Origin of the sequence: Caulobacter segnis (genome assembly GCF_029543125.1) — a bacterium.
In the GTDB taxonomy this organism is placed as follows: Bacteria; Pseudomonadota; Alphaproteobacteria; order Caulobacterales; family Caulobacteraceae; genus Caulobacter; species Caulobacter segnis_D.
This window is the reverse complement of the sequence record NZ_JARQWW010000003.1, coordinates 183,548-206,258: the sequence shown is the minus strand read 5'-3', so window position 1 is coordinate 206,258 and position 22,711 is coordinate 183,548. Positions and strand designations below refer to the sequence as shown.

The 22,711-nt window shown below is 69.0% G+C and carries 27 protein-coding genes; 9 read left to right on the top strand and 18 right to left on the bottom strand.

All coding sequences use genetic code 11. From position 1 onward, the window contains the following. Positions 1-75: 75 nt before the first annotated feature. From P7B02_RS10105 to pyrE, 9 genes are all read right to left on the bottom strand, one after another. Positions 76-618 carry a hypothetical protein gene (locus P7B02_RS10105; RefSeq protein WP_277786222.1) on the bottom strand — a complete coding sequence of 181 codons (543 nt, stop codon included), beginning with the start codon at positions 616-618 and terminating at the stop codon, positions 76-78. After that, a complete protein-coding gene (locus P7B02_RS10100; protein WP_277786221.1) occupies positions 618-2,318 on the bottom strand; it encodes a gamma-glutamyltransferase family protein in 1,701 nt (566 codons plus the stop codon). Before P7B02_RS10100 ends, P7B02_RS10105 begins: the two co-directional genes overlap by 1 nt. Positions 2,319-2,418: 100 nt before the next feature. After that, positions 2,419-3,150: a DNA repair protein RecO gene (gene recO, locus P7B02_RS10095; RefSeq protein ID WP_277786220.1), complete on the bottom strand. Its 732-nt coding sequence runs from the start codon at positions 3,148-3,150 to the stop codon at positions 2,419-2,421. A gap of 4 nt (positions 3,151-3,154) precedes the next feature. Next, positions 3,155-4,102 (bottom strand): GTPase Era, encoded by a 948-nt coding sequence (era, locus tag P7B02_RS10090; protein WP_277786219.1) that lies wholly within the window; start codon positions 4,100-4,102, stop codon positions 3,155-3,157. Next, positions 4,099-4,791 carry a ribonuclease III gene (gene rnc, locus P7B02_RS10085; RefSeq protein ID WP_277786218.1) on the bottom strand — a complete coding sequence of 231 codons (693 nt, stop codon included), beginning with the start codon at positions 4,789-4,791 and terminating at the stop codon, positions 4,099-4,101. The genes era and rnc overlap by 4 nt, the downstream gene beginning before the upstream one ends. Next, positions 4,788-5,552, bottom strand: coding sequence for a signal peptidase I (gene lepB / locus P7B02_RS10080; RefSeq protein ID WP_277786217.1), 765 nt, complete (start codon positions 5,550-5,552; stop codon positions 4,788-4,790). Before lepB ends, rnc begins: the two co-directional genes overlap by 4 nt. Positions 5,553-5,657: 105 nt before the next feature. Then, complete coding sequence (gene acpS, locus P7B02_RS10075) at positions 5,658-6,071, bottom strand: holo-ACP synthase (protein WP_277786216.1); 414 nt, start codon at positions 6,069-6,071, stop codon at positions 5,658-5,660. Further along, a complete protein-coding gene (locus P7B02_RS10070) occupies positions 6,068-6,829 on the bottom strand; it encodes a pyridoxine 5'-phosphate synthase (protein WP_277786215.1) in 762 nt (253 codons plus the stop codon). The genes acpS and P7B02_RS10070 overlap by 4 nt, the downstream gene beginning before the upstream one ends. Then, positions 6,826-7,410, bottom strand: coding sequence for an orotate phosphoribosyltransferase (gene pyrE / locus P7B02_RS10065; RefSeq protein WP_277786214.1), 585 nt, complete (start codon positions 7,408-7,410; stop codon positions 6,826-6,828). Before pyrE ends, P7B02_RS10070 begins: the two co-directional genes overlap by 4 nt. 123 nt (positions 7,411-7,533) lie before the next feature. Here pyrE and P7B02_RS10060 point away from each other — a divergent pair, with 123 nt between their 5' ends. Further along, a complete protein-coding gene (locus P7B02_RS10060) occupies positions 7,534-9,291 on the top strand; it encodes a DUF885 domain-containing protein (protein ID WP_277786213.1) in 1,758 nt (585 codons plus the stop codon). Between the two features lie 6 nt (positions 9,292-9,297). Here P7B02_RS10060 and P7B02_RS10055 read toward each other — a convergent pair whose 3' ends face one another. Further along, positions 9,298-10,077 (bottom strand): DUF899 domain-containing protein, encoded by a 780-nt coding sequence (locus P7B02_RS10055; protein WP_277786212.1) that lies wholly within the window; start codon positions 10,075-10,077, stop codon positions 9,298-9,300. A 175-nt stretch (positions 10,078-10,252) separates the two neighbouring features. Between P7B02_RS10055 and P7B02_RS10050 the strand changes: the two genes are divergently transcribed. From P7B02_RS10050 to P7B02_RS10040, 3 genes are read left to right on the top strand one after another with little or no spacing between them, the layout of a single operon-like run. Next, a complete protein-coding gene (locus tag P7B02_RS10050) occupies positions 10,253-11,473 on the top strand; it encodes a helix-turn-helix domain-containing protein (RefSeq protein ID WP_277786211.1) in 1,221 nt (406 codons plus the stop codon). Between the two features lie 10 nt (positions 11,474-11,483). Continuing rightward, the gene (locus P7B02_RS10045; RefSeq protein WP_277786210.1) at positions 11,484-12,116 is read left to right on the top strand and encodes a Vgb family protein; all 633 of its coding nucleotides are present in this window, start codon (positions 11,484-11,486) and stop codon (positions 12,114-12,116) included. A 14-nt stretch (positions 12,117-12,130) separates the two neighbouring features. Then, positions 12,131-12,334 carry a hypothetical protein gene (locus tag P7B02_RS10040; RefSeq protein ID WP_277786209.1) on the top strand — a complete coding sequence of 68 codons (204 nt, stop codon included), beginning with the start codon at positions 12,131-12,133 and terminating at the stop codon, positions 12,332-12,334. A 9-nt stretch (positions 12,335-12,343) separates the two neighbouring features. Here the strand turns inward: P7B02_RS10040 and P7B02_RS10035 are convergent, their stop codons facing one another. Together P7B02_RS10035 and P7B02_RS10030 are read right to left on the bottom strand one after the other, a co-directional pair. After that, positions 12,344-13,156 (bottom strand): hypothetical protein, encoded by an 813-nt coding sequence (locus P7B02_RS10035; protein WP_277786208.1) that lies wholly within the window; start codon positions 13,154-13,156, stop codon positions 12,344-12,346. A 92-nt stretch (positions 13,157-13,248) separates the two neighbouring features. Next, positions 13,249-13,581, bottom strand: coding sequence for an ArsR/SmtB family transcription factor (locus P7B02_RS10030; protein ID WP_277786207.1), 333 nt, complete (start codon positions 13,579-13,581; stop codon positions 13,249-13,251). Between the two features lie 36 nt (positions 13,582-13,617). On the opposite strand from P7B02_RS10030, the gene P7B02_RS10025 reads away from it, so the two are divergent. After that, positions 13,618-14,505, top strand: a complete 888-nt coding sequence (locus P7B02_RS10025) for a PhzF family phenazine biosynthesis protein (protein ID WP_277786206.1) — start codon at positions 13,618-13,620, stop codon at positions 14,503-14,505. Positions 14,506-14,507: 2 nt separating this feature from the next. Here the strand turns inward: P7B02_RS10025 and P7B02_RS10020 are convergent, their stop codons facing one another. Continuing rightward, positions 14,508-15,251: an SDR family oxidoreductase gene (locus tag P7B02_RS10020; protein WP_277786205.1), complete on the bottom strand. Its 744-nt coding sequence runs from the start codon at positions 15,249-15,251 to the stop codon at positions 14,508-14,510. 185 nt (positions 15,252-15,436) lie between these two features. On the opposite strand from P7B02_RS10020, the gene P7B02_RS10015 reads away from it, so the two are divergent. Further along, positions 15,437-16,336, top strand: a complete 900-nt coding sequence (locus P7B02_RS10015; RefSeq protein ID WP_277786204.1) for an AraC family transcriptional regulator — start codon at positions 15,437-15,439, stop codon at positions 16,334-16,336. A gap of 12 nt (positions 16,337-16,348) precedes the next feature. On the opposite strand, the gene P7B02_RS10010 is transcribed toward P7B02_RS10015, so the two are convergent. The 3 genes from P7B02_RS10010 to folK all read right to left on the bottom strand — a co-directional run bounded on the left by P7B02_RS10010 (position 16,349) and on the right by folK (position 19,605). Further along, positions 16,349-18,577 (bottom strand): RelA/SpoT family protein, encoded by a 2,229-nt coding sequence (locus P7B02_RS10010; protein ID WP_277786203.1) that lies wholly within the window; start codon positions 18,575-18,577, stop codon positions 16,349-16,351. A gap of 62 nt (positions 18,578-18,639) precedes the next feature. Continuing rightward, the gene (rpoZ, locus tag P7B02_RS10005; protein WP_277786202.1) at positions 18,640-18,999 is read right to left on the bottom strand and encodes a DNA-directed RNA polymerase subunit omega; all 360 of its coding nucleotides are present in this window, start codon (positions 18,997-18,999) and stop codon (positions 18,640-18,642) included. A gap of 84 nt (positions 19,000-19,083) precedes the next feature. Then, positions 19,084-19,605, bottom strand: a complete 522-nt coding sequence (gene folK, locus P7B02_RS10000; RefSeq protein WP_277786201.1) for a 2-amino-4-hydroxy-6-hydroxymethyldihydropteridine diphosphokinase — start codon at positions 19,603-19,605, stop codon at positions 19,084-19,086. Between the two features lie 11 nt (positions 19,606-19,616). Here folK and P7B02_RS09995 point away from each other — a divergent pair, with 11 nt between their 5' ends. From P7B02_RS09995 to P7B02_RS09985, 3 genes are all read left to right on the top strand, one after another. Then, positions 19,617-20,216, top strand: a complete 600-nt coding sequence (locus P7B02_RS09995) for an NYN domain-containing protein (protein WP_277786200.1) — start codon at positions 19,617-19,619, stop codon at positions 20,214-20,216. Next, complete coding sequence (locus P7B02_RS09990) at positions 20,206-20,865, top strand: uracil-DNA glycosylase (protein WP_277786199.1); 660 nt, start codon at positions 20,206-20,208, stop codon at positions 20,863-20,865. The genes P7B02_RS09995 and P7B02_RS09990 overlap by 11 nt, the downstream gene beginning before the upstream one ends. A 62-nt stretch (positions 20,866-20,927) precedes the next feature. Continuing rightward, positions 20,928-21,299 carry a hypothetical protein gene (locus P7B02_RS09985; protein ID WP_277786198.1) on the top strand — a complete coding sequence of 124 codons (372 nt, stop codon included), beginning with the start codon at positions 20,928-20,930 and terminating at the stop codon, positions 21,297-21,299. On the opposite strand, the gene smpB is transcribed toward P7B02_RS09985, so the two are convergent. After that, the gene (smpB, locus tag P7B02_RS09980) at positions 21,296-21,751 is read right to left on the bottom strand and encodes an SsrA-binding protein SmpB (RefSeq protein WP_277786197.1); all 456 of its coding nucleotides are present in this window, start codon (positions 21,749-21,751) and stop codon (positions 21,296-21,298) included. The genes P7B02_RS09985 and smpB overlap by 4 nt on opposite strands. Next, positions 21,751-22,635: a 4-hydroxy-tetrahydrodipicolinate synthase gene (dapA, locus tag P7B02_RS09975; RefSeq protein WP_277786196.1), complete on the bottom strand. Its 885-nt coding sequence runs from the start codon at positions 22,633-22,635 to the stop codon at positions 21,751-21,753. Before dapA ends, smpB begins: the two co-directional genes overlap by 1 nt. Positions 22,636-22,711 lie beyond the last annotated feature (76 nt).

The following is a 22,711-nucleotide window of genomic DNA, read 5'->3' as shown; positions in this document are numbered from 1 at the left end:
GCGCCGCCGCGCCGCCGGTCTGGCGACGTTGCTGCTGCTGGGTCCGTTGTTTCGCGTGACGAAGCATGACCGTGGTCATAGCCGAGATAGCGCCGTTCGCAAGCCGCCGGTGAGCGCGGCGGCAACCAGCGCCAGGCCGACATACAGCCCGAGGCCGTTGATCAGGATCGCGCGCCACAGGCTCAACGCCGCACCTCTCGGCCAAGCCACTAACCACGGCAGGGCCAGAAACACCGCGATCATCCCCAGCCCGATCAGCAGAAGACCTCCTGCCGAAACACGCCGCCCCGCCCCCTCCCCCTGCGCCAGGGAAAGGCAGAACAGGATGATCGAAGCGACGCCCCGCTCGAACCCCGTCAGGTAGAGCAGCCCCAAGGCGATCAGCACGGCGTCCGCCGCCAGCACCACCGCCAGCCCCGAAAAGGCCAGCTTCAGGTCGCCGGTCCCCACGCCCCGCCATCCGCGCCATAGCGCCGCCAACAGCGCCAGGCCGGCGGTCAGGTGCCAGAGCGCCGGCCCGCTCTTCGGCGGCGCGACGGCGAGCGCCGAGGTCGCGGCCAGATAAGCTCCGACCAACAGGAAGAGCGAGCCGTAGCCCGCAAAACGCCCGATCCGCATCAGTAACCGGCCGCCAGCCCCCCGCGACGCGGGTCGGCGATGCCGGTCAGCGAACCGTCCGGCTCGCGCGCCACCGCGTGGATCGAACCGAAGTGCCAGTTGTAGGGCGTGGTCACCTTCACCGAGACGCCGTAGTGCGCCTTCATGTCGGCGCGGGCCTGGTCGGAAAGCCGCCCTTCGATGGTCAGCGGCCGCGACGCCTGCGCGCCCTGGAAGCGCGGCGCGTCCACCGCCTGCTCCAGCGACATGCCGTAGCCGATGTGGTTGATCAGGGTCAGGGCCACCGCCCGCGAGGTCAGGCCCGGCGAACCAAGCGCCAGGGTCGGCGCGCCGCCCTTGGCCACCATGGTGGGCGGGAAGCCGCCGACCACCCGCCGCCCCTCGCCCAGGTTCTTGCCCGGGAAGTAGTTGCCGCTGTTGACCACCACCCCGTCCACGACGAGGCCGGTGGCGAAGGTCGTGCCTTTGACGCTGTGGGTCAGGGAGACGACGTTGCCGTCCTTGTCCGCCACCACGATGTGGTCGGTGTCCGAGGCGTGCGGGTCACTGTGGTCGAACCCGCCGGCCAGGCTGAAGCCGCCGGCCTGCGCTGTCCTGCCAGTGACCGAGCCCTTGGGCATCGCCCCGTCGATCAGGCCGGTGAGCTGCGCGGCGAAGCTCTTGGACAGCAGGATGTCGCTGGGCACGTTGAAGGACGCCGGGTCCTGGATGTAGCCGTCCGTCAGGTCCTCGGCGAAGGCGAAGGCCTGGCGCAGGCGGTAGAGGGTCTCGGCCGACTGAGTGTAGTGACCCATGGCCTTCAGGTCCCAGGGCTCGGCGATGTTCAGCACCATGGCGATCAGCGATCCCGCCGTGCCCGGCGGCGGCGACGAGATGATCTCATGCCCTTTGTAGCTGGACCGCAGGGGCTGCTCCCAGCGCACCTTGTAGCCCGCCATCTCCTCCACGGTCAGCGAGCCGCCGGTCTTCTGGACCTCGGCCACGAACTTGTGGCTGAACTCGCCCTTGTAGAAGTAGTCCGGCCCCTCGGCCGCCAGGCGGCGCATGGTGGCGGCCAGGCGCGGACGGGTCACGTTGCTGCCCACCGGCGGGACGTAGCCGTTCGGCAGGAACTCCTCGCGCCCGGACGGATAGGCCGACAACCGGCTCAGCGCCGCGTCGGCCATCTCGCCGTACAGGAAGGAGTACATGGGGAAGCCGGTCTCCGCGAGACGGATGGACGGCTCCCAGTACTGGCTCCACTTCAGGGTGCCGAACCGGTCGGCGGCGGCCTTCAGGCCCGCCACCTCGCCGGGAACCGCCACCAGGCTGCCGGAGGTCACCTCCACCGGCGGGCCGCCGCCGGTCACCTGGGCCCAGCCGGCCACGGTCGGCGCGCCCTTGGCGGTGTGGTCCAGCTCAGCGTCGAGATAGTGATACTGGCCCGTCTTGGCGTCGTAGTAGAGCGCCGACAGGGCCCCGGCCAGGGTGACCATCTGCGGCTCGACCACGCTCTGCATGATCGCGCCGGTCAGGGCCGCGTCCATGGCGTTGCCGCCCTTCTTCAAGACCTCCAGCATCGCCTGGGTGACCAGGGGGTGGCCGGACGAGGCCATGGCTTTGGGCGCATGGGCGGCGGGCTTGGCCCCCTGCTCCTGCGCGGCCGCTGCGCCGCTCGCCAAGACCAGAGCCGCACTCGCGGCCGCCAAACGCTTCAACATGCCATTCCCCCAAATCGAAACTCAGGAAGGCATGCTGCAGAGTGAATCCGCCCGGGCGCAACATGGAACAGGGTTCGATGGCGTCGACCGCCCTCGGCGCCTAAAGCCGGTCGCTGTCCGCCAGCTTGTCGGTCAGCCACACTCGGGCCGGCGGCAACGGCCGGTTGAGGGGGCCGAACACGAACTGCTCCAGGAAGTGCCCGGTGATGTCGAGGCCGGCCTTCACGTCCCCAGGGCCAAGTCCGCCCTGGGCGCTCAGCATGAACATCGGCAGGGGGAACAGCTTGTCCTTGTACGGCTCGCCCGCCTTGCGGCTCACCGCCCGGCCGGTGCGCGGGCTCACATAGATCAGATCGTCCAGCGCGCCGGTCGCGGCGCACTTGGACAGGTCCAGGCCGAAGCCCAGCTCCGCCAGCAGTCCCGCCTCGAACCGCACATAGACCGCCGGCCAGATCTCCGGCCAGACCAGGGCGGAGACCAGGGCCTCGAACGCCATGAACGCGCCGGGATGCGGCTCCCGCTCCGGCAGGGCGGCGGCGGCCACGGCGGCTGCGGAGGCCAGCCCGGCCAGGGCCAGCGGATCGTCGAACAGCGCCCCGACCCCCTCGCCCACCGGCTCCACATGGGCGGAGCCGAGCTGGTCCGACACGCGGGCGCGATAGCGGGCGACCACGCGGCTGCCCGCCTGCAGGATCGGCTTCATCCGACGCGAGGTCCCGCCGGCGATGTGGGCGGCGAACTTGCCCCGCTCGGCGGTCAGCAGCTCGACGATGGCGCCGCTCTCGCCATGGGCGCGGGCGGACAGCACGAAGGCGTCGTCCTCCCACTCCATCGGATCAGACGTCGAAGTCCAGGCCCAGGTCCGAGTACGTCCCCCGCTCCTCGGCCCAGTTCTCCTTCACCTTCACGTGCAGGAACAGGTGGACCTTGCGGTCGAGGATGTCGGTCAGCTCCGTGCGCGAGGCCTCGCCGATCCACTTCAGGGTCTGACCGCCCTTGCCGATGATGATGGCGCGCTGGCCGTCACGCTCGACCAGGATGGTCTGCTCAATGCGGACCGAACCGTCCTGGCGCTCCTCGAAGGCCGTTGTTTCCACGCTGGCGGCGTAGGGCAGCTCCTCATGGACGCGCAGATAGACCTTCTCGCGGGTGATCTCGGCGGCCAGCAGGCGCACCGGCAGGTCGGCGGTCTGGTCTTCCGGATAGAGCCACGGCCCCTCGGGCATCAGCTCGGCCAGACGCTTCTTCAGGTCCGGCACGCCGTCGCCCTGCGAGGCGGAGATCATGAAGACCTCGGAATAGACGCCGGTGTCGAACAGATCCTGGGTCACCGCCAGCAGGGTGTCACGCTTGATGCCGTCGATCTTGTTCAGGGCCAGGATCACCTGACGGCCGGAATCCTTCAGGCCGCTGATGATGGTCTGCACGTCCTCGGCGGAGCGATGGTCGCCCGCCTTGGCGCCGCTTTCACGCACGGCCAGCTCGGCCTGCACGTCCACGAGGTGGACCACCGTCTCGGCGTCCTCGGCCCCGCTCCAGGCGGAGCGGACCATGGCGCGGTCCAGTCGGCGGCGCGGCTTGAAGATGCCGGGGGTGTCGACCAGCACGATCTGTGCGTCGCCCTCAATGGCCACGCCCCGCACGGGGAAGCGCGTGGTCTGCACCTTCTGGGTGACGATGGAGACCTTGGCCCCCACCAGCCGGTTGACCAAGGTGGACTTGCCGGCGTTCGGCGCGCCGATGATGGCCGCGAAACCGGCCCGGGTGTTGTGTTGTTCAGTCATTTCTGGCCCTCGCGGTCGAGCATGGCTCGCGCGGCCGCCTTTTCTGCTTCCTGTCGCGAACGCCCTTCGGCGGTCACGGGTTCGACGCCCTTGACGCTCACCTGCACGGTGAAGGTCGGCGCATGATCGGGTCCGGTCCGGTTGACCACCTCATAGGCGGGCAGCGGCCGTCCGCCGCCCTGCGCCCATTCCTGAAGCTGGGTCTTGGAATCCCGGCGGCTCTTGGGTCCGGTCTCAAAGGCTTCGGCCCACAGGTTCAGGATCACAGCCTGCGCCGCGGCCAGGCCGCCATCCTTGTACAAGGCGGCGATCAGCGCCTCGCAGCCGCCGGCCAGGACCGAGCCGCGCTCGCGTACGCCGATCTTGGTGGCCGAGGCCGACATGCGCAGGGCCGAGCCCAGGTCGATCTCCCGCGCCACCTTGGCGCAGGTCTCGCGGCTGACCAGCCCGTTCAGCAGGGGGGCGAGCTCGCCTTCCTTGGCCTTGGGATGACGCTCCGCCAGGGCCTCGGCGACGACCAGGCCCAGGACCCGGTCGCCCACGAACTCCAGAACCTCGTTGTCCTCTGTCTTCTTGGCCCCGTCGCCGACGCTGGCGTGGGTCAGGGCGCGCTCGAGCAGGGCGCGATCCTTGAAGACGTAGCCGATCCGCGCTTCCAGCCGCTCTACAGCTTCGACGCGGGCATTCATCGAATGACTTTGGCGAACCGGCTCGGACGGGCGTCGAGCACCCAGGTCCACGGCTTGAACAGCGCCGCGCCCTTGTTCCAGGACAGCAGGATGATCTGGGCCTTGCCGACCAGGTTCTCGGCCGGGACCATGCCCACGCCCACTTCCATCGGCACGCGGCTGTCGATGGAGTTGTCGCGGTTGTCGCCCATGAAGAAGTAGTGGCCTTCCGGCACGACATAGACGCCGGTGTCGTCCAGCTCGCCATCAGGACCGAAGTCGTAGGTCGTGTACTTGCGGCCTTCCGGATTGGTCTCGATGAACTGCTGGACGGCGCGGCTGAAGCCGTAGCCGGTGTCCACCTCGACCGGCGGCAGCATTTCGCGCGGCAGCTCCTTGCCGTTGATCAGCACCACGCCGCCGCGCACCTGGATGCGGTCGCCCGGCAGGCCGATCAGGCGCTTGATGTAGTCGGTCCGGTCGTCGCGGGGCAGCTTGAAGACGATCACGTCGCCGCGCTTGGGCGTGCTGGCGAAGATGCGGCCCTCGAACAGCGGCGGGCTGAACGGGATCGAGTGACGGCTGTACCCGTACGAGAACTTGGAGACGATGATGTAGTCGCCTTCCAGAACCGTCGGCTCCATGGAGGCCGAGGGGATCGTGAACGGCTGGAACAGCAGGACCCGCAGGACGAGGGCGATCAGCAGCGCGTAGACGACCGTCTTGACGATCTCCACGATCTCGCTGACGGCGCTGGGTTTCTGCTCGGCGGCTTCGGTCATGCCGGAAAGGTCCTTTGTACGCGCACGCGCGATGATTGCGCCTAGCTAGACGCTGCATACGGGTCCGGCAAGCGTCCCGCCCGTTACTTCGCTGTTAGAAGCCGCTCAGGAACCCTGCGGGGCCGGCAGCGCCTCGATGATCACGAAGGCCTGGGCGTAGGGATGATCGTCCGTCAGGGTCAGGTGGATCACCGGAACCATGCCCTCGGGAATCAGCTCGGCGAGCCGTTCGGCCGCCCCGCCGGTCAGGGCCATGGTGGGCTGGCCGGAGCGCAGGTTGACCACCCCCATGTCCGCCCAGTGGACGCCCCGGCGCGGCACGCCGGTGCCCAGGGCCTTGGCGCAGGCCTCCTTGGCCGCGAACCGCTTGGCGTAGCTGGAGGCGCGGTCAGGCTTGCGCTCCGACCGGGTCCGCTCGACCTCGGTGAAGATGCGGTGGGTGAAACGCTGATCGAACCGGTCCAGGGACTTCTGGATCCGGCGGATGTCGCAGAGGTCCGAGCCCAGGCCGATGATCATGCCCTCACCTCGACGGCGCGCGCCTCGTTCATCAGCGTGCGCATCCGCCGCATGGCCTCCGCCAGACCGACGAAGATCGCCTCGCCGATCAGGAAGTGGCCGATGTTCAGCTCCATCACCTGCGGGATCGCGGCGACGGGTTTGACCGTGGCGTAGTCGATGCCGTGGCCGGCATGAACCTCCAGCCCCAGGCTGTCCGCCAGGGCCGCGCCGTCCTTCAGCCGCTGCAGGATGACGGCGGAGCGGTCCGCCTCCCCCGCCCGCATGGCGTCGCAGAAGGCGCCGGTGTGCAGCTCGACCACATGGGCGCCCAGCTTGTGGGACATCTCGATCTGGGCCGGATCGGCCTCGATGAACAGGCTGACGCGGCTGCCGGCCTCGCGCAAGGCCGCCACGGTCGGGCCGATGCTGTTGCGGCCCTTGACCACGTCCAGCCCGCCCTCGGTGGTCACTTCCTCGCGCCGCTCGGGCACCAGGCAGGCGGCGTGCGGGTGATGCCGAAGCGCGATGCCCAGCATCTCCTCGGTGACCGCGATCTCCAGGTTCAGCGGCTTGCCGCGCCGGCGGCACAGGTCCGACAGCTCCTCGATGTCGCGGTCGGAGATGTGGCGGCGATCCTCGCGCAGGTGCGCCGTGATCCCGTCGGCGCCGGCCGCCAGGGCCAGTTCCGCCGCGCGGGTGGGTTCGGGATAGGTCTCGCCGCGCGCGTTCCGGATGGTCGCCACGTGGTCGATATTGACCCCGAGCCGCAGCGTCACGCCTTCAGCCTCCGGCTGCCCGGATCCTGAACCGGGATGGCCGCCAGCTCCGGCGGCAGGGCGTCGGCGGGATAGGCCGGCACGTCCAGGGTGGCCAGGGCGATCAGCGGCACGCCCACATCGGCGCGCCCGCCGGAGCGGTCGACGATGCAGGCCGCGGCCACGACCTCGCCGCCCGCCGCCTTGATCGCGGCGATGCACTCGCGCGACGACAGGCCGGTGGTGACGATGTCCTCGACCATGACGACCTTCTCGCCCGGCTCGACGGTGAAGCCGCGACGCAGCTTGAACTCGCCGTCGGCGCGCTCGACGTACAGCGAGCGGACGCCCAGATGGCGGGCCGTCTCATAGCCGGGGATGATGCCGCCCACGGCGGGCGAGATCGCCACGTCCACCTTGCCCACCTGGGCGGTGATCTTGGCGGCCAGGGCCTTGCACAGGCGTTCGCAGCGCGTGGTGTCCATGAACACCAGGTTCTTCTGCAGGAACACGGGGCTGTGCAGCCCGCTCGACAACACAAAGTGGCCTTCGCGCAGGGCGCCGGCGCCACGGAATTCGGCGAGAACGTCTTCGTTGGTCATGGGCCGCTGCATACACCGCCGCCGGGCAAGGTCCAATCCGCCCTCAAAACTTTGCTCCAGCCTTTCCCGATCAACGGAATCCTCGCCCAATCGCCGCCGCCGCGAAGACAGGGGCCTCGGACCATGGACAGACGCCGTTTTATGATGACCGCCACGGCGGCCGGCGCCGTCGCCAGCGGCCCTGCCCTGGCTGACGCCGGCGCTGACGCCAAGCTCGCCGCCCTGCTGGATCAGCAGGCTCGCGCTCTGCGGGACGAGGCCGGCGGACAGGGCCGGCTGCGCGACTATTCCCTGGCCGGACGCGCCAAAGCCCGCGCCGCCAGCGCCGACCGCCTGGCGCAACTGCTCAGGATCGACCGGACACAGCTCAGCCCGTCCTCGGCCATCGACTACGACACCGCCCGCTTCGTGCATGAGGCCATGGTCGACCAGTACGGCCGCTACGGCTTCTCCGACATCAACCTGCGGCCCAGCCCGTACGTCGTCAGCCAGATGAACGGCGCCTACTACTGGCTGCCGGACGGGATCGGGCGCGCCGCCGTCGCCAGCGAGCAGGACGCGCAGCGCCATCTCGACCGCCTGTCCCAGTTCGCCGCCGCCCTGGACCAGGAGACGGAGCAGACCGTCCACGACGCCGGCCTGGGCGTGATCGCCCCCGGCTTCATCCTCGACAAGACCCTGGCCCAGCTCTCCCGCCTGCGCGACGCCCCGGCGGCGGACAATCCCCTGACCGGCGGCCCGATCAGCCGCGCCCGCGCCGCCGGCCTCAATGACGCCGCCCAGCGCATCGCCTCGGCCTTCGATGGTCAGGTCAAACCCGCCCTCACCCGCCAGATCGAGGCGCTGAAGACCCTGCGTCCCCGCGCCGACGACCATGCCGGCGTCTGGGCCAAGCCGGACGGGGCCGCCTATTACGCTTCAGCCTTGGGATCGAACACCACGGCCGCCCTCGCCCCGGGGGAACTGCATGAACAGGGCAAGGCCTGGGTCGCCGACCTGACCGCCCGCATCGACGCCCTGCTCCGCCAGCAGGGCCTGACCACCGGCTCCATCGCCGAGCGCATGAGCCAACTGGACGAGGACCCCAGGTTTCTGGTCCCCGACAGCGACGCGGGACGCGAGCAGATTCTCGCTTACGCCCGAACCTGCCTGACCAAGGTCCAGGCCCTCCTGCCCCGCGCCTTCAACCTGATCCCCAATGACCCGGTGGAGGTGCGGCGCGTGCCGCCGGCCATCGAGAACGGCTCCCCCGGCGCGTCCTATTCCGGCAGCGACGATCCCGCCCGCCTGCCGGCTATCACCATCAATCTGCGCTCGGTGAAGGAGAACGCCCTGTGGCGCCTGCCCACCCTGCTGCACCACGAGGGTGTTCCCGGCCACCACTTCCAGGCCAGCGTGCTCAAGCGCGCCGGCGCCCTGTCAGACTTCCGCCGGACGGTGCGTTTCTCCGCCTGGACCGAGGGCTGGGCGCTCTATGCCGAGCAACTGGCCGACGAGATCGGCGCCTATGACGACAACCCCGTGGGCCGGATCGGCTATCTGCAGGGCCAGCTGTTCCGGGCCTGCCGGGTGGTGATCGACACCGGCCTGCACCACGCCCGCTGGCCCCGCGAACAAGCCATCGACTGGATGGTCGCCAACGCTGGCGAGCAGCGCGACGCCGCCGAGCGGGAGATCGACCGCTACTGCGTCTATCCCGGCCAGGCGTGCAGCTTCATGGTCGGCAAGCAGCAGATCGTCGCCGCACGCGAGGCGGCCCGCCGTCGGCTCGGGGGCCGCTTCGACCTGCGCGCTTTCAACGACCTGATCCTTGCCTCCGGCCCCCTGCCCACCAAGGTGCTGGAGAGGATGGTCGAACAATGGAGCCCGCAGCCGGCCTGATCCGGATCAGGCGCCGCCGTACTCGCCGCGCCGACGCCACCAGTAGCCTTGCTCGTTACGCCCCTTCGGCGCCCGGTCCAGCCAGGCATAGGCCGTCCAAAGCGCGTCCACCCCGCGCGAGTAGCTGGAATAGGCGTGATGCACGAGGCCGTCCTGGATGGCGAAACTGCTCATGCCCGGCCGTTCGCGAGCGTAGGTCGCCAGGTCGGTCCCGCTCAGGGCCGCCCCCTTGCCCGGCCCCTCCAGGATCGTTTCGGTGGGCATGGCCGTGGCCGCCTCGCCCAGGGGCGGCTCCTGCCGGTAATTGGCGAAGGCGCCCCGCGCCTGTTCCGCCTCGGTGAACGACACGGCGTAGTCGAAGTTGAAGTCGCTGTCGGCCGAGGACGCCCACTCGAACGACCAGCCCATGCGCCGCCGATAGGCCAGCAGCTTGTCCAGCGGCGCGCGCGACACCGCCACAAAGGCCACGTCATGGTTCTGCAGGTGCTCGACGATGTTGTCGAAGCTGTCGGCGATGGCCGAGCAGGACGGGCACCCGGCCTTGTAGTCCGGCCCAAACATGAAGTGATAGACGAGCAGCTGCGACCGCCCGCCGAAAAGGTCCTTCAGTCCGACCTCGCCGGCCTCGGTGTCGAAGCGATAGTTCTTATCCACCACCGTCCAGGGCAGGGCTTGCCGCAGGCGCGCCACGGCGTCACTTCGCCGTGTCAAATCCTTCTCGGCCTCCAGAAGCGCCAGCCTGGCCTCCAGCCAATCCGCCTTGGTCGTCACCGGGTGAGTCGACATGGCCATCTCCTTTCACACCGCCCCATCCGGCGGCATACGGACCCTAGTCGCCACGTCCGGAGCGGCGGGAGTAACAAGTCTGGCGGGATCGCCCCGGTCCGCGCTTCTCCGCTTGCGCCGAGGGCGTCCGGCGCCGCCCTATGCGTCTCCGCTCACAACCGGAATCGCCCCGGAATTGGATTCCCTGATCACGGCCGCCGCCCGCGCCATGGCGGCGGGAGATGTTCTTGGCGCCTTGAAACGCGTCGCCTTGCGCGAGGACCCGGCCGCTCTGGCGTTGCGCGGGATCGCCATGGCGCGGCTGGGCGACTTCACCCGCGCCAGGGCGCATCTGAAAGCCGCCCAGGCCGGCTTCGGCCCCGCTCAGGCCATTTCGCGCGCCCGGTGCGCCGTCGCCCTGGCGGAGATCGATCTGGCCGCCCGCGATCTGGCGGCGTCGGCCAAGGACCTGGACCAGGCGCGGGCGGTGCTGGAGCGCGGCGGCGACGGGGTGAACGCGGCCCACGCCGGCCACCTGCAGGTCCGCCGCCTGGTGTTGATCGGGCGGCTCAAGGAGGCCGAGGCGATCCTCGGCGACCTGAACCCGGCCCATCTTCCCCTGCCCTACCGCGCCGCTCATGAACTGGTCGTCGCGGCGCTCGAGGTCCGCCGGCTCCGGGCGCGCGCCGCGCTGGAGGCCGTCGCACGCGCCGAAGCCGCCGCCCGTCAGGCGCGGTCCAGCGTGCTCCTCGCCGAGGCCGAACACGCCCGCGAAGGCCTGCTGCGGCCGGCCGCGAATCTCGTCCGCCATGGCCAGGGACGCGCCGCGACGCTGGAGGAGGTGGAGGCGCTGCTGACCACCGACGCGATCGTGGTCGATGCCTGCCGGCGGGTCGTCCAGGGCGGCGGAGCCTCCGTATCGCTCGCGGCGCGGCCGGTCCTCATGGCGCTGGCGCGCGGGCTCGCCAAGGCCTGGCCTCGGGAGGCGACCCGCAGCGAACTCCTGATCACCGCCTTCGGGGCGCGGCAGGCGGACGACAGCCACCGGGCCCGCCTGCGTGTGGAGATCGGACGCCTGCGCGCGGAGCTTTCCGGGCTCTGCGAAATCGTCGCCACCCCCGGGGGCTACGCCTTGGCCCCCTCCGGCGGTCGCGAGGCGGTTCTGCTCGATCCGCCGCAGGACGGCCCGCACGCCTCCTTGATGGCGGTCCTCTCCGACGGTGAAGCTTGGTCGAGCTCCGGCCTGGCCCTGGTGCTGGGGAAAGGCCAGCGCTCGGTTCAGCGGGGGCTGGAGGCTCTGGCCCGGGTGGGGAAGGTTCAGGCCCATGGCGCCGGCCGCACCCTGCGCTGGGTCGCCCCACCCGTCCCGGGTTTCCCGACAGCCTTGTTACTCATGCCCCACGCCGGCTCCGTGTAGCCTCCGTCTCATGAAACAGTCCGATGCAGAGATCATTCGCGAGTATGGCCCCTTCGACGGGATCGACAGCGTTCATGGCGTGACCTTCGACGGCGCGCACGTCTGGTTCGCCAGCGGACCCAAGCTGAACGCCCTGGACAGCGACAGCGGGTCGGTCGTCGCCTCCATCGACGTCGCCGCCCACGCGGGCTCGGCCTTTGACGGAGAGCACCTCTTCCAGATCGCGGAAGACCGCATCCTGAAGATCGATCCGAAGACCGGCGCGGTGGTCGGATCGATCCCAGCGCCGGGCGGCGGCGAGGATTCCGGCCTCGCCTGGTCGGACGGGTCCTTGTGGGTGGGCCAGTATGTCGGCCGCAAGATCTACGAGATTGACCCCGCCGACGGCCGCATCCTGCGCACCATCGAAAGCGACCGCTTCGTGACCGGGGTCACCTGGGTCGACGGCGAGCTGTGGCACGGCTTCTGGGAGAATGAGGAAAGCGGCCTGCGTCGGCTCGATCCCGCGTCGGGCCAGGTGCTGGAGGCGGTGATCATGCCCTCCGGCGTCGGGGTCTCCGGTCTTGAGAGCGACGGGGGCGATCAGTTCTACTGCGGCGGCGGCGCCAGCGGCATGGTCCGCGCTGTCCGCAAACCGCGCTAGGCGCCGCAAGTCCGATGATCTGGCTATCGCGCTGGATCGGCCTGGCGGCCTCGCCCGTCTTCGGCGTCATGGCCGCCGACGCCGCCCTGCGCTCCGACGGCCTCGCCGCCCTCTGCACGCCGTCACCCGTGGCGGGTCTCGACGGCATGGCGACCATGTACGCCCTCATGGCCGCGGCCCATTCGCCGGCCTGGATCAGGCTTCTGGCGACGCGCTGAGGGCGGTCGTCACGAGCGCTCGACGGCAAGTTCAGTCGCGCACTTCGGCGGCAGTCGGTAGTGCTGCATCTGGGCGCTGGTCAGCCGGGAGTTGCCGAACCTGAAGGTCCGGCGAGGCGCTCCAGGCGGGCTGAGCTTGGTGAACCCCTTGGTCACCTCACCCGCCGATTTCGGCCAGTACCCCTCGATCGGTCGCTGCCCGCGATAGACTTCCAGAACCTCGCGCGTCGGCACGTAGTAGTCGAAGTTGTTCCGGACATAGACACTGCCGTCCCGCGGCGACAGGCCGATGCATTGCGGCTCCAGCAGGGCTTGCGGCTCGCTCAAGGCAGAGAGCGGCATCTTGCGCCGCTGGAAGAAGTCCTGCTCCAGCAGCGCCCCCGCCGCCAGGTCCTCGCTGTCCTTGAGGCCCCGCGCCTCCATCGCCCGCGACATCACCGTGTCCGTGCGATGAAACCCAACCACTGTATCCGGACGCACCGTAACCTTCTCGGCCCCGGTGAGGACGAAATGGGCGCAGGCCGAAAGGCATACGCGGTCGATCTCGACGCTGAGCTCGCGTTGATTGGCCGCGTCAGCCAGGCGGATGGCGTCCCGCGAGAAGCCGCCCACGCTGGTCAGCACCAATGTGCGGGTCTCCGGCGTGATGGCGGCGATGACCTGATCCACAAAGCCGCCCGTGAGAATGCCGCAGGCCTGAAGCGTGTCGCCCTGGCGGGCCAGGGCCGTCGGGCAGATGCCTCCGGAGGGCCGCTGCGCCGAAGCGCTCGACGCCGCCATGGCCGCGAGCGTGAAGACGAGAACGTGCAGGAAGCGCCGCATTGGATCCCCAGGGTCTTGCGAGTCACCAATACAGCTTATGGTGGTTCAGCTTCACCCTCCAAGCCTTTGCTGGCTTGGCTTAACGGCTATCCCTAGACCTGCGCCTCGATCGCACGCTTGGCGGCCGCCAGGGCGTCCTCGTCACGCTTGTAGAAGGTCCATTGCTTGATCCGCTTGGGCGTCACCAGCCCGGCGCCGACCAGCACCTTCATGTGTTCGCTCAAGGTCGGGGCCGAGACGCCCAGCTTGTCCGCGATGAACACGCCGCAGACCCCGTCCTCCACAAGGTCCCCGTCCACCTGGGGCGGGAAATGCGCGACCGGGTCCTTCAGCCACTCAAGCACCTGGAGGCGCTTCTCATTGGCCAGGGCGCGGAAAATTTCGGCGAGGTCCATTTCGGGAATTTGCCAATCGACTAATTCCATGTCAAGCATGCCTCCCCCTGATGCCGGAACCCGTCCATGCCGACCTACGCCTTCGTCACTCTCGACGTCTTCACCGACACCCGCTTCGGCGGCAACCCGCTGGCGGTGTTCACCGACGCGCGCGGCCTGACGGGCGAGCAGATGCAGGCCCTGGCCACGGAGTTCAATCTCAGCGAGACGACCTTCATCCTGCCGCCGGAAGACCCGGCCAACACGGCCAAGGTCCGCATCTTCAACCCCACGGCCGAAATGCCCTTCGCCGGCCATCCCAGCGTCGGCACCGGCTATGTCCTGTCCAAGATGCGCGGCGGCGACGCCCTGCGGCTGGAGGTTCCGGCCGGCATCGTCGAGGTATCGATCCAGCGCGGGCCGGACGGTCAGCCCACGGGCGGCGTCATCGCCGCGCCCCAGCCCCTGTCCACCGGCATGATCCTGCCCGCCGACCACACGGCGGCCTGCGCGGGCCTGCATGTGGCCGATCTGGTGACCGACACCCATCCGCCGATCCTGGCCAGCACCGGCAACCCGTTCTTCTTCGCCGAGGCGACGCCGGAGGCCCTAACCCGCGCGGCGCCGAGCCTGGCGGCGTTCCAGGCCGCCCTCGCCGCCCATTCGGACCAGTTGGACACCCAACGCCTGGCTCTGCACCTCTACGCCAGGGACAAGGGCCGCATCCGCACCCGGATGTTCGCCCCGCTGGCCGGCACCTGGGAGGACCCGGCCACCGGCAGCGCCAATGTCACCCTGGCCGCCCTTCTGCTGTCCTTCACCGACGCCGAGGAAGGCGCCTGGGAGATCGTCCAGGGCGTCGAGATGGGCCGTCCCTCCCTGCTCAGCACCACCGCACGCCGAACCGCCGACGGCATCCGTGCGACCGTCGGCGGCGGCTGTGTGCCGGTCCTGAAGGGTGAGGCCGAGCTTTAAGCTCAGTACGGGCTGGCGGTCGGACGGACGATCAGCTCGCTGACGTCCACCTCCTGCGGCTGCTCTACCGCATAGACGATGGCGCGGGCGATGGCGTCCGGCTGGATGGCGATGCGGCGGAACTCCTTCATCCCCTCACGCGACGCCTCGTCGGAGATGGTGTCGGCCAGTTCGGACTCCACCACGCCCGGCGACACCACGGTGACCCGCAGCTTGTCGGTCTCCTGACGCAGGCCGTCGGAGATGGCCCGCACCGCGAACTTGGTGGCGCAATAGACCGCGCCGGTGGGCACCACATAGTGCGCGCCGATCGAGGCGATGTTGATGATGTGGCCGGATCCTTGCGCCTCCATGCGCGGCAGGGCGGCGGCGATGCCGTGCAGGACTCCGCGGATGTTCACGTCGATCATCCGGTCCCACTCATCCACCTTCAGGGCGTTGAGCGCCGACAGCGGCATGACGCCGGCGTTGTTCACCAGCACGTCGATCTTGCCGAACTCGACGACGGCGGCCGCCACGAAGGCCTCGACGCTGGCCCGGTCCGTCACATCGACGGCGTGGAAGCGGGCGGAGCCGCCGGCCTTGGCGATCTCGTCGACCAGGACGGCCAGACGGTCAGTGCGGCGGGCGCCGACGACCACATGGGCGCCGCGCTCGGCCAGCAGGCGGGCCACGCCCTCGCCGATGCCGCTGCTGGCGCCGGTGATGACGACGACCTTGTCTTGAAGGGATTGGACGCTGGACATTTCAGACCTCGTTCTTTGGGGATCGGCCGTCTTGGCCGGGTGAGGTCAGCTTCCGCCCGCGGCGGCTTGAAGCGGTAGATCGATACTGGCCAAGGATTGCACGATCCTCCATGATCGCGTCCGACTGCTGGATAGACCCAGGCCACGCGCGTAGGACTTCGTCCAAGGCCTGAAGGATGAACCCCATGGACGCTCGAACCGAACTCGCCGCCCTCATTGAACGATTCACCGGCAGCGACGGTATGCACGAGACCGCCCTGGCCCGGGTCGGCCTGATCCGCGCCTCCACCCCCACCGAGCCTCTGCTGGCCCTGCACGAGCCCGCCGTGTGCCTGATCGTCCAGGGCCGCAAGCAGGTCCTGGTGGGCGACGCGGTCCACATCTACGACCGCGAGAAATACCTGATCGTCTCGGTGGACGTGCCGGTGATCGGCCAAGTGATCGAGGCGACGCCCGAGGCGCCATACCTGTGCCTGCGGCTGGATATCGACCCGGCCATGGCCGGGGCCCTGGTGATGGATGCGGGTCTGGCCAAGGCCCGGCGGGAGCCCGTCGGCGGGGTGGCGGTCAGCCCGGTGACGCCCGGCCTGCTGGACGCCGCCCTGCGGCTGGTCGCCCTGCTCGACTCCCCGGATGACGCCGCCATTCTGGCGCCGCTGGTGGAGCGGGAGATCCTCTATCGCCTGCTGACCGGCGACCAGGGCGCGCGCATGGCCCAGATCGCCATGGCCGACAACCGCCTGCAGCAGGTCAATCGCGCCATTTCCTGGATCAAGCAGAACTACAGCCGGCCGTTCAGCGTCGATAGCGTCGCATCGGAAGCCGGCATGAGCGCCTCGGCCCTGCATCAGCACTTCAAGACCGTCACGGCCATGAGCCCGCTGCAGTACCAGAAGCAGCTTCGCCTTCAGGAGGCTCGCCGCCTGATCGTCGCCCAGAACATGGACGCCGCCTCGGCCGGGCACGCGGTCGGCTATGACAGCCCCTCGCAGTTCAGTCGGGAATACAGCCGGGTGTTCGGCGCCCCGCCGCTGCGGGACGCGGCCCGGTTTCGCGCCGCGCCGGGGATGCTGACGCCAGCCTAGCCAAGTGTTGGCTTAGCCGCGGGCGCGCTCCACCGTCTCGACGTTCGGGCAGGTCCGAAGGGCGGCGGCGATGTGGGTCAGGTGCTTGGCGTCCTTGACCTCGATATCCATGACCACGTCGAAGAACTCGGAATGGCGGTGGTTCATCACCAGGCCGACGATGTTGCCGCCCGCCTCGCCGACGATGGTGCAGGCCTGGCCCAGAACGCCCGGGGCGTCGGTGATTGTGGCGGTCAGGCGGGCCTGGGCGATGGTCTCGCGCTCGGCCTCGGCGGTCCAGCTGAGGTCGCGCCACAGGTCCTCGCGGTCCTCGAACTCGGCCAGGCGCTTGCAGTCGATGGTATGGACCACCAGCCCCTTCTCGGGTTCCAGGATGCCGACGATGCGGTCGCCCGGCACCGGATTGCAGCAGGTCCCGAAATGAAGGCTCACGCCGGGGGTCAGGCCGCTGCCGCGAACATAGGTGCGGGCCGCCGCGCCGTCCTCGATCCGCTTGGCGCCGGTGGGGGCCTTCTGGCTGTCCTTCAGGCCGGGGAACAGCACCTCCAGCACCTGATTGACGCTGATGCGGCCGCGGCCGACAGCGTCGTACAGATCGTCCTCGGCGGAGACGGCGAAGCGCTCCAGAACCGGGCGCAGGGAGACCCCTGCGCGCTTCTTGCCGGCCCGCTCGAACCCCTGGTCGATGGCGCTGCGGCCGAGGCGCAGGAACTCTTCCTTCTCGGTCTGGCGGATGTGGCGGCGGATGGCAGAACGGGCCCGGCCCGTCACGGTCAGGGAGCGCCAGTCCGGCGGCACGACCGGCTTGGACCCGCGCACCACCTCGACCACGTCGCCGTTGTTCAGCACGGTGCGCATCGGCTTCAGCTCGCCGTTGACCTTCACCCCGATGCAGGTGTCGCCCACGTCGGTGTGGACAGCGTAAGCGAAGTCCAGCGGCATGGCCCCGCGCGGCAGGCTGACCAGCTTCCCCTTGGGGGTGAAGACGAACACCTGGTCGAGGAACATCTCGAGCTTGGCGTGTTCGATCAGATCCTCGGCGTCGCCGCCATGCTCCAGCACCTGGACCAGCTGGCGCAGGTTGGCCAGCGGGTCGCGGCCGCCGTCCTGCTCCATGGCCTCGGCGTCGAAGCCGTAGGAGGTGTCCTTGTAGCGCCAGTGGGCGGCCACGCCCTCTTCGGCCACGCGGTCCATGGCGGCGGTGCGGATCTGCATCTCGATCCGCATGCCCTTGGACCCCACCACCGTGGTGTGGATCGAGCGGTAGTTGTTCCGCTTGGGCGTGGAGATGTAGTCCTTGAACCGCTCCGGCACCGACGGCCAGGCGCGGTGGACCACGCCCAGGGCGCGGTAGCAGTCGTCCGTGGTGTCCACCAGAACGCGGAAGGCGTAGATGTCCGACAGCTGGGCGAAGCCGACCGACTTGCGCTGCAGCTTGCGCCAGATCGAATAGGGCTGCTTCTCGCGGCCATAGACCCGGGCGGGGATGCCGGCGTCGTCCAGCCGCGCGGCGATGGCTTGGCTGACCAGGGACACCGCCCCGCCCTGCTCTTCGCGCAGCACCTCCAGGCGGCGGATGATCGCGTTCCGCGCCACCGGGTTCAGGTGCTCGAAGGACAGCTCCTCCAGCTCGGTGCAGATGCGGTGGACGCCGATGCTGCGAGCCAGGGGGGCGTAGATGTCCAGGGTCTCGCGGGCGATCCGTTCGCGCTTGGCCGGGCTCTTGATGAAGTGCAGCGTCCGCATGTTGTGCAGACGGTCGGCCAGCTTGACCATCAGGACGCGGACGTCCTTGGAGATGGCCAGGATGAACTTGCGCAGGTTCTCGGCCTGACGGAGGTGCTCGGCCTGGAGCTCCAGCTTGGACAGCTTGGTGACGCCCTCGACCAACTCGCCGACCTCGGCCCCGAACAGAGTCTCAATGTCCTCGCGGGTGACGGCGGTGTCCTCGATCACGTCATGCAGCAGCGCGGTGACGATGCTGGCCGTGTCGAGGCGGTATTCGGTGAGGATGCCCGCCACCTCGATGGGGTGGGCGTAATAGGGATCGCCGGAGGCCCGGGTCTGCGAACCATGCATACGCATAGCGTAGACATAGGCGCGGTTCAGCAGCGCCTCGTCGGCGGTCGGGTCATAGGACAGGACCCGCTCGATCAACTCGTACTGGCGAAGGAACTTGGGCCGCACGGCCTTCTTCGAGTCAGCAGAAGCCGGCGCTTGTCCGGCTTCTGTTTTCGGCATGTTCGCGGGTGGGGCGGCCGGCTCGGCCGCCTCTAGAATGAGGGGTTCTGAGCCTTCGGGGCTCAGTACCGCTCCTCCTGGCCGCCGTCACGGTCGCTTTGCAGAGCGCGGACCAGTTCGGCCTCGCTCATCTGCTGGTGCGTCGGATCGGCCAGCAGGGCGAGGGTTTCGGCCTCTTCCTCGGCTTCCGAGTGCTCGTCGACGCGTTGCAGCGTGCCGATCAGGTTTTCCTTCAGGCCTTCAGCGTCCACGACGTCGTCGGCGATCTCGCGCAGGGCGCAGACCGGGTTCTTGTCGTTGTCGCGGTCGATCAGCAGGGCCGAACCCGCAGAGATGGCGCGCGCGCGGTGGGCCGCCAGCAGCACGAGGCTGAAGCGGTTGGGAACCTTCTCGACGCAATCTTCGACGGTGACGCGGGCCATGGAGTCCTCGGAACGGGAATAGAACGATCTAAAATATAGAGGCGCGGCTGTTTGTTCAACCTCACCGGCAATGTCAAGAGCCGCTCAGATCGGCTTTGCGTCGCGGCCGACCGTCGCAGCAGCCGCCAGATGGTCGGCGGCCGCCCCTGATATGGGGTGCCGCCAGCCCGGCGCCACCTGTGACAGCGGACCCATGACGAACAGACGCTCGTGCGCCCGCGGGTGCGGCAGGGTCAGGTCGGGGGTCTCGATCACCTGCCGCCCGAAGGCGATCAGATCGAGATCCAGGGTGCGCGGGGCGTTGGCCTCCCCCCGTTTCCGCCCGAAGGCGGTCTCCAGGGCCTGCAAGGCGCGGTGAGTCCCCTTGGCGTCGAGATCGGTGCGGACGAAGACCACGCCGTTCACATAGGGCGGCTTGGACGGATCGGGCCAGGCGGCCGAACGCCACCAGCCGGATCGGGCAAGGATCGCCAGGCCGTGGTCCGCGAACCGCTCCCGCGCCGCCTCCAGCAGGTCGACGCAGGACGGATAGGCGCCGGGCAGGTCGCTGCCCAAAGCGACGATGACGGCGTCGTCCAGATCGGTATGTTCAGCGGATTGATTCACTGGATTTGATCGTGACCTTTTATCCCACCGACCGCCTCGCCCTGTTCATCGATGGAGCGAACTTCTACTCGGCCAGCAAGGCCCTCGGCTTCGACATCGACTACAAGAAGCTGCTGACGGAGTTCAGCCGCCGGGGCGTGCTGATCCGCGCCTACTACTACACCGCCATCGCCGAGAACGACGACTATTCGCCGATCCGCCCGCTGGTGGATTGGCTCGACTACAATGGCTTCACCATGGTGACCAAGTCGGCCAAGGAATACACCGACGCCCAGGGCCGCAAGCGCTGGCGCGGCAGCATGGACGTGGAGCTTACCGTCGACATGCTGACCATGGCCGACCACGCCGACCATCTGGTCCTGCTCAGCGGCAACGGCGACTTCCGGGCCCTGATCGAGGCGGTGCAGCGCAAGGGCAAGCGGGTGACCGTGGTCTCGACCATGAAGTCGCAGCCGCCCATGGCGTCGGACGACCTGCGCCGCCAGGCCGACACCTTCGTGGAGCTGGCGGATCTGGCCGACATGGTGGGCCGTCCGCAGCGCAGCCCCCTGCCCCGCTTCGTGTCCGAAGGCCGCACCCCCGCCGAGCGGGACGCCGACGATGAATATTGAGACCCAGATCAAGGCCTGGGGGGCGGAGCCGCCGCGCGACTGCCCCCTGTGCCCGCGCCTGGTCGCCTATCGCGAGGAGAACCGCGCCCAGCATCCGGACTGGTGGAACGGGCCGGCCCCGTCCTTCGGCGATCCGAACGGCCGCCTGCTGGTGGCGGGCCTGGCGCCCGGCCGCATGGGCGCCAACCGCACCGCCCGCCCCTTCACCGGCGACCACGCCGGCTGGCTGCTCTACGACACCCTGCTGAAGCTGGGCTTCGCCAAGGGCAAGTACGAGGCGCGGCCTGATGACAGCCTGGAGCTGGTGGACTGCATGGTCTCGAACGCGGTGCGCTGCGCCCCGCCGGGGAACAAGCCGGAGACCTCGGAAGAGAACACCTGCCGCCAATTCCTGGCCAAGCGGCTGGCGGACATGCCGAACCTGAAGGTGATCGTCACCCTGGGTGACGTGTCACGGCGCAATGTGCTGAAGGCGCTGGGCTACAAGGCCTCGGCCGGCGCGCCGGGCCACGGCTCGATCTTCGACGCGGGACCGATCCGGCTGATCAACAGCTACCACTGCTCGCGGCTGAACACGAACACGGGGCGGCTGACGCGTGCCATGTTCGAGGACATCTTCCGCCAGGCGAAGGCGCATATCGATAGCTGAGGCGTAGGAACTGCCCCCTCCTCCGATGGTTCGGAAATCGAACCTCATCGGAGATCGAGATCATGCGGGAAGTTTCCATCACCGCCTGCGCCTTGGCGCTCGCCTTCGGCGTGACCGCCTGCGGTCAGAAGAGCGACGACGCCAAGAGCGCCACGGCCGGCGAAGGCGCGGCTTATTCCACGACGACGCACACGACGAAGCAGGCCGACGCGGCGCCGGGCTCTCTTCGGGCGGGCACGATTCCGGAAAACCCCGGCGCGCCGAACCCGCAGGCGACCACCGGCGGCGCGGCCGGCGGCATGACGCAGGCGACCCCGGTTGTGCCCTTCAATGCGGACAGCGCCGAAGCCAATCGCGCGGCGGGCACGCGCGCCGGAACGACCAACCAAACGCCGAAGAACACTCCGGCGGACGGCCGGGTCGACCCGCGCTAACCCTTGTCGCGCAGCAGGCGGGCCTTGTCGCGCTGCCAGTCGCGCTCGGCCGAGGTCTCGCGCTTGTCGTGCAGCTTCTTGCCCTTGGCGACCGAGAGCTCCAGCTTGGCCAGGCCCTTCTCGTTCCAATAGAGGCGGGTCGGGATGATGGTCCGGCCGTCGCGCTGGACCGCACCGATCAGCTTGTCGATCTGCTTGCGGTGAAGCAGCAGCTTACGCGGCCGGCGCGGCTCGTGGTTGAATCGGTTGGCGTGACCATAGGGCGGGATGTCCGCATTGATCAGGACGATCTCCCGGCCTTCCACCGACGCGTAGGATTCGGCGATGTTGGCCCGCCCGGTGCGCAGCGACTTCACCTCGGTCCCGGTCAGGGCGAGGCCCGCCTCGAAGGTCTCCTCGAGGAAGTAGTCGAAGCGCGCGCGGCGGTTTTCGGCGATCGTCGGGCCGGCCATCAGAGGACGCCGGCCTCGCGCATGGCTTCCAGGATCTGGGGCTTCACGGCGTCGTTGCAGGGCACGAGCGGCAAGCGCACCTCTTCGCCGCACAGGCCAAGCTGGGCCAGGGCGAACTTGGTAGGAGACGGCGAGGAATCCAGGAACAGCGCCTTGTGCAGGCGGATCAGGCGATCCTGCCAATAGCGGGCGGTCTCGTAGTCGCCCGCCAGGGCGGCGTTGAAGAACGAGGCCATGGCTTCCGGCGCGACGTTGGACGTCACCGAGATGCAACCGTGGCCGCCATGGGCCACATAGCCCAGGGCCGTGGGATCATCGCCCGACAGCATGACCCAGTTCTCGCCGCAGGTGATGCGCTGGTGGCTGATGCGGGTCAGGTCGCCGGTGGCGTCCTTGATGCCGATGATGTTGGGCAGCTTGGACAGGCGGACCAGGGTGTCGTTGGACAGGTCCGACACCGTCCGCCCCGGCACATTGTACACCACCAGCGGAATCTGCACGGCGTTGTTGACCGCCTCATAGTGGCGGAACAGGCCTTCCTGGCTGGGGCGGTTGTAGTACGGGGCCACCATCAGGGCCGCGTCGGCGCCGATGGTCTTGGCATGGCGGGCCAGTTCGATCGCCTCGTCGGTGGCGTTGGAGCCGGCGCCGGCGATCACCGGCACGCGGCCGGCGGCGGTCTTCACGCAAAGCTCGACCACGCGGCGGTGCTCGTCATGGCTGAGGGTCGAGGTCTCGCCCGTGGTGCCGACCGGAACCAGGCCATGCACGCCGGCGGCGATCTGACGCTCCACCAGCTTGACGAAGGCGTCCTCGTCGACCGAGCCGCCGCTGAACGGGGTAATGAGGGCGGTGAAGACGCCCTTGAAGGGAATGTGGACCATGTCTTGCAGGATTTTCGAGCAAATTGCCGTGAGTGACGGCGGCTAAGCTTGCGACCACCGTTTGTGGCGCGGACAA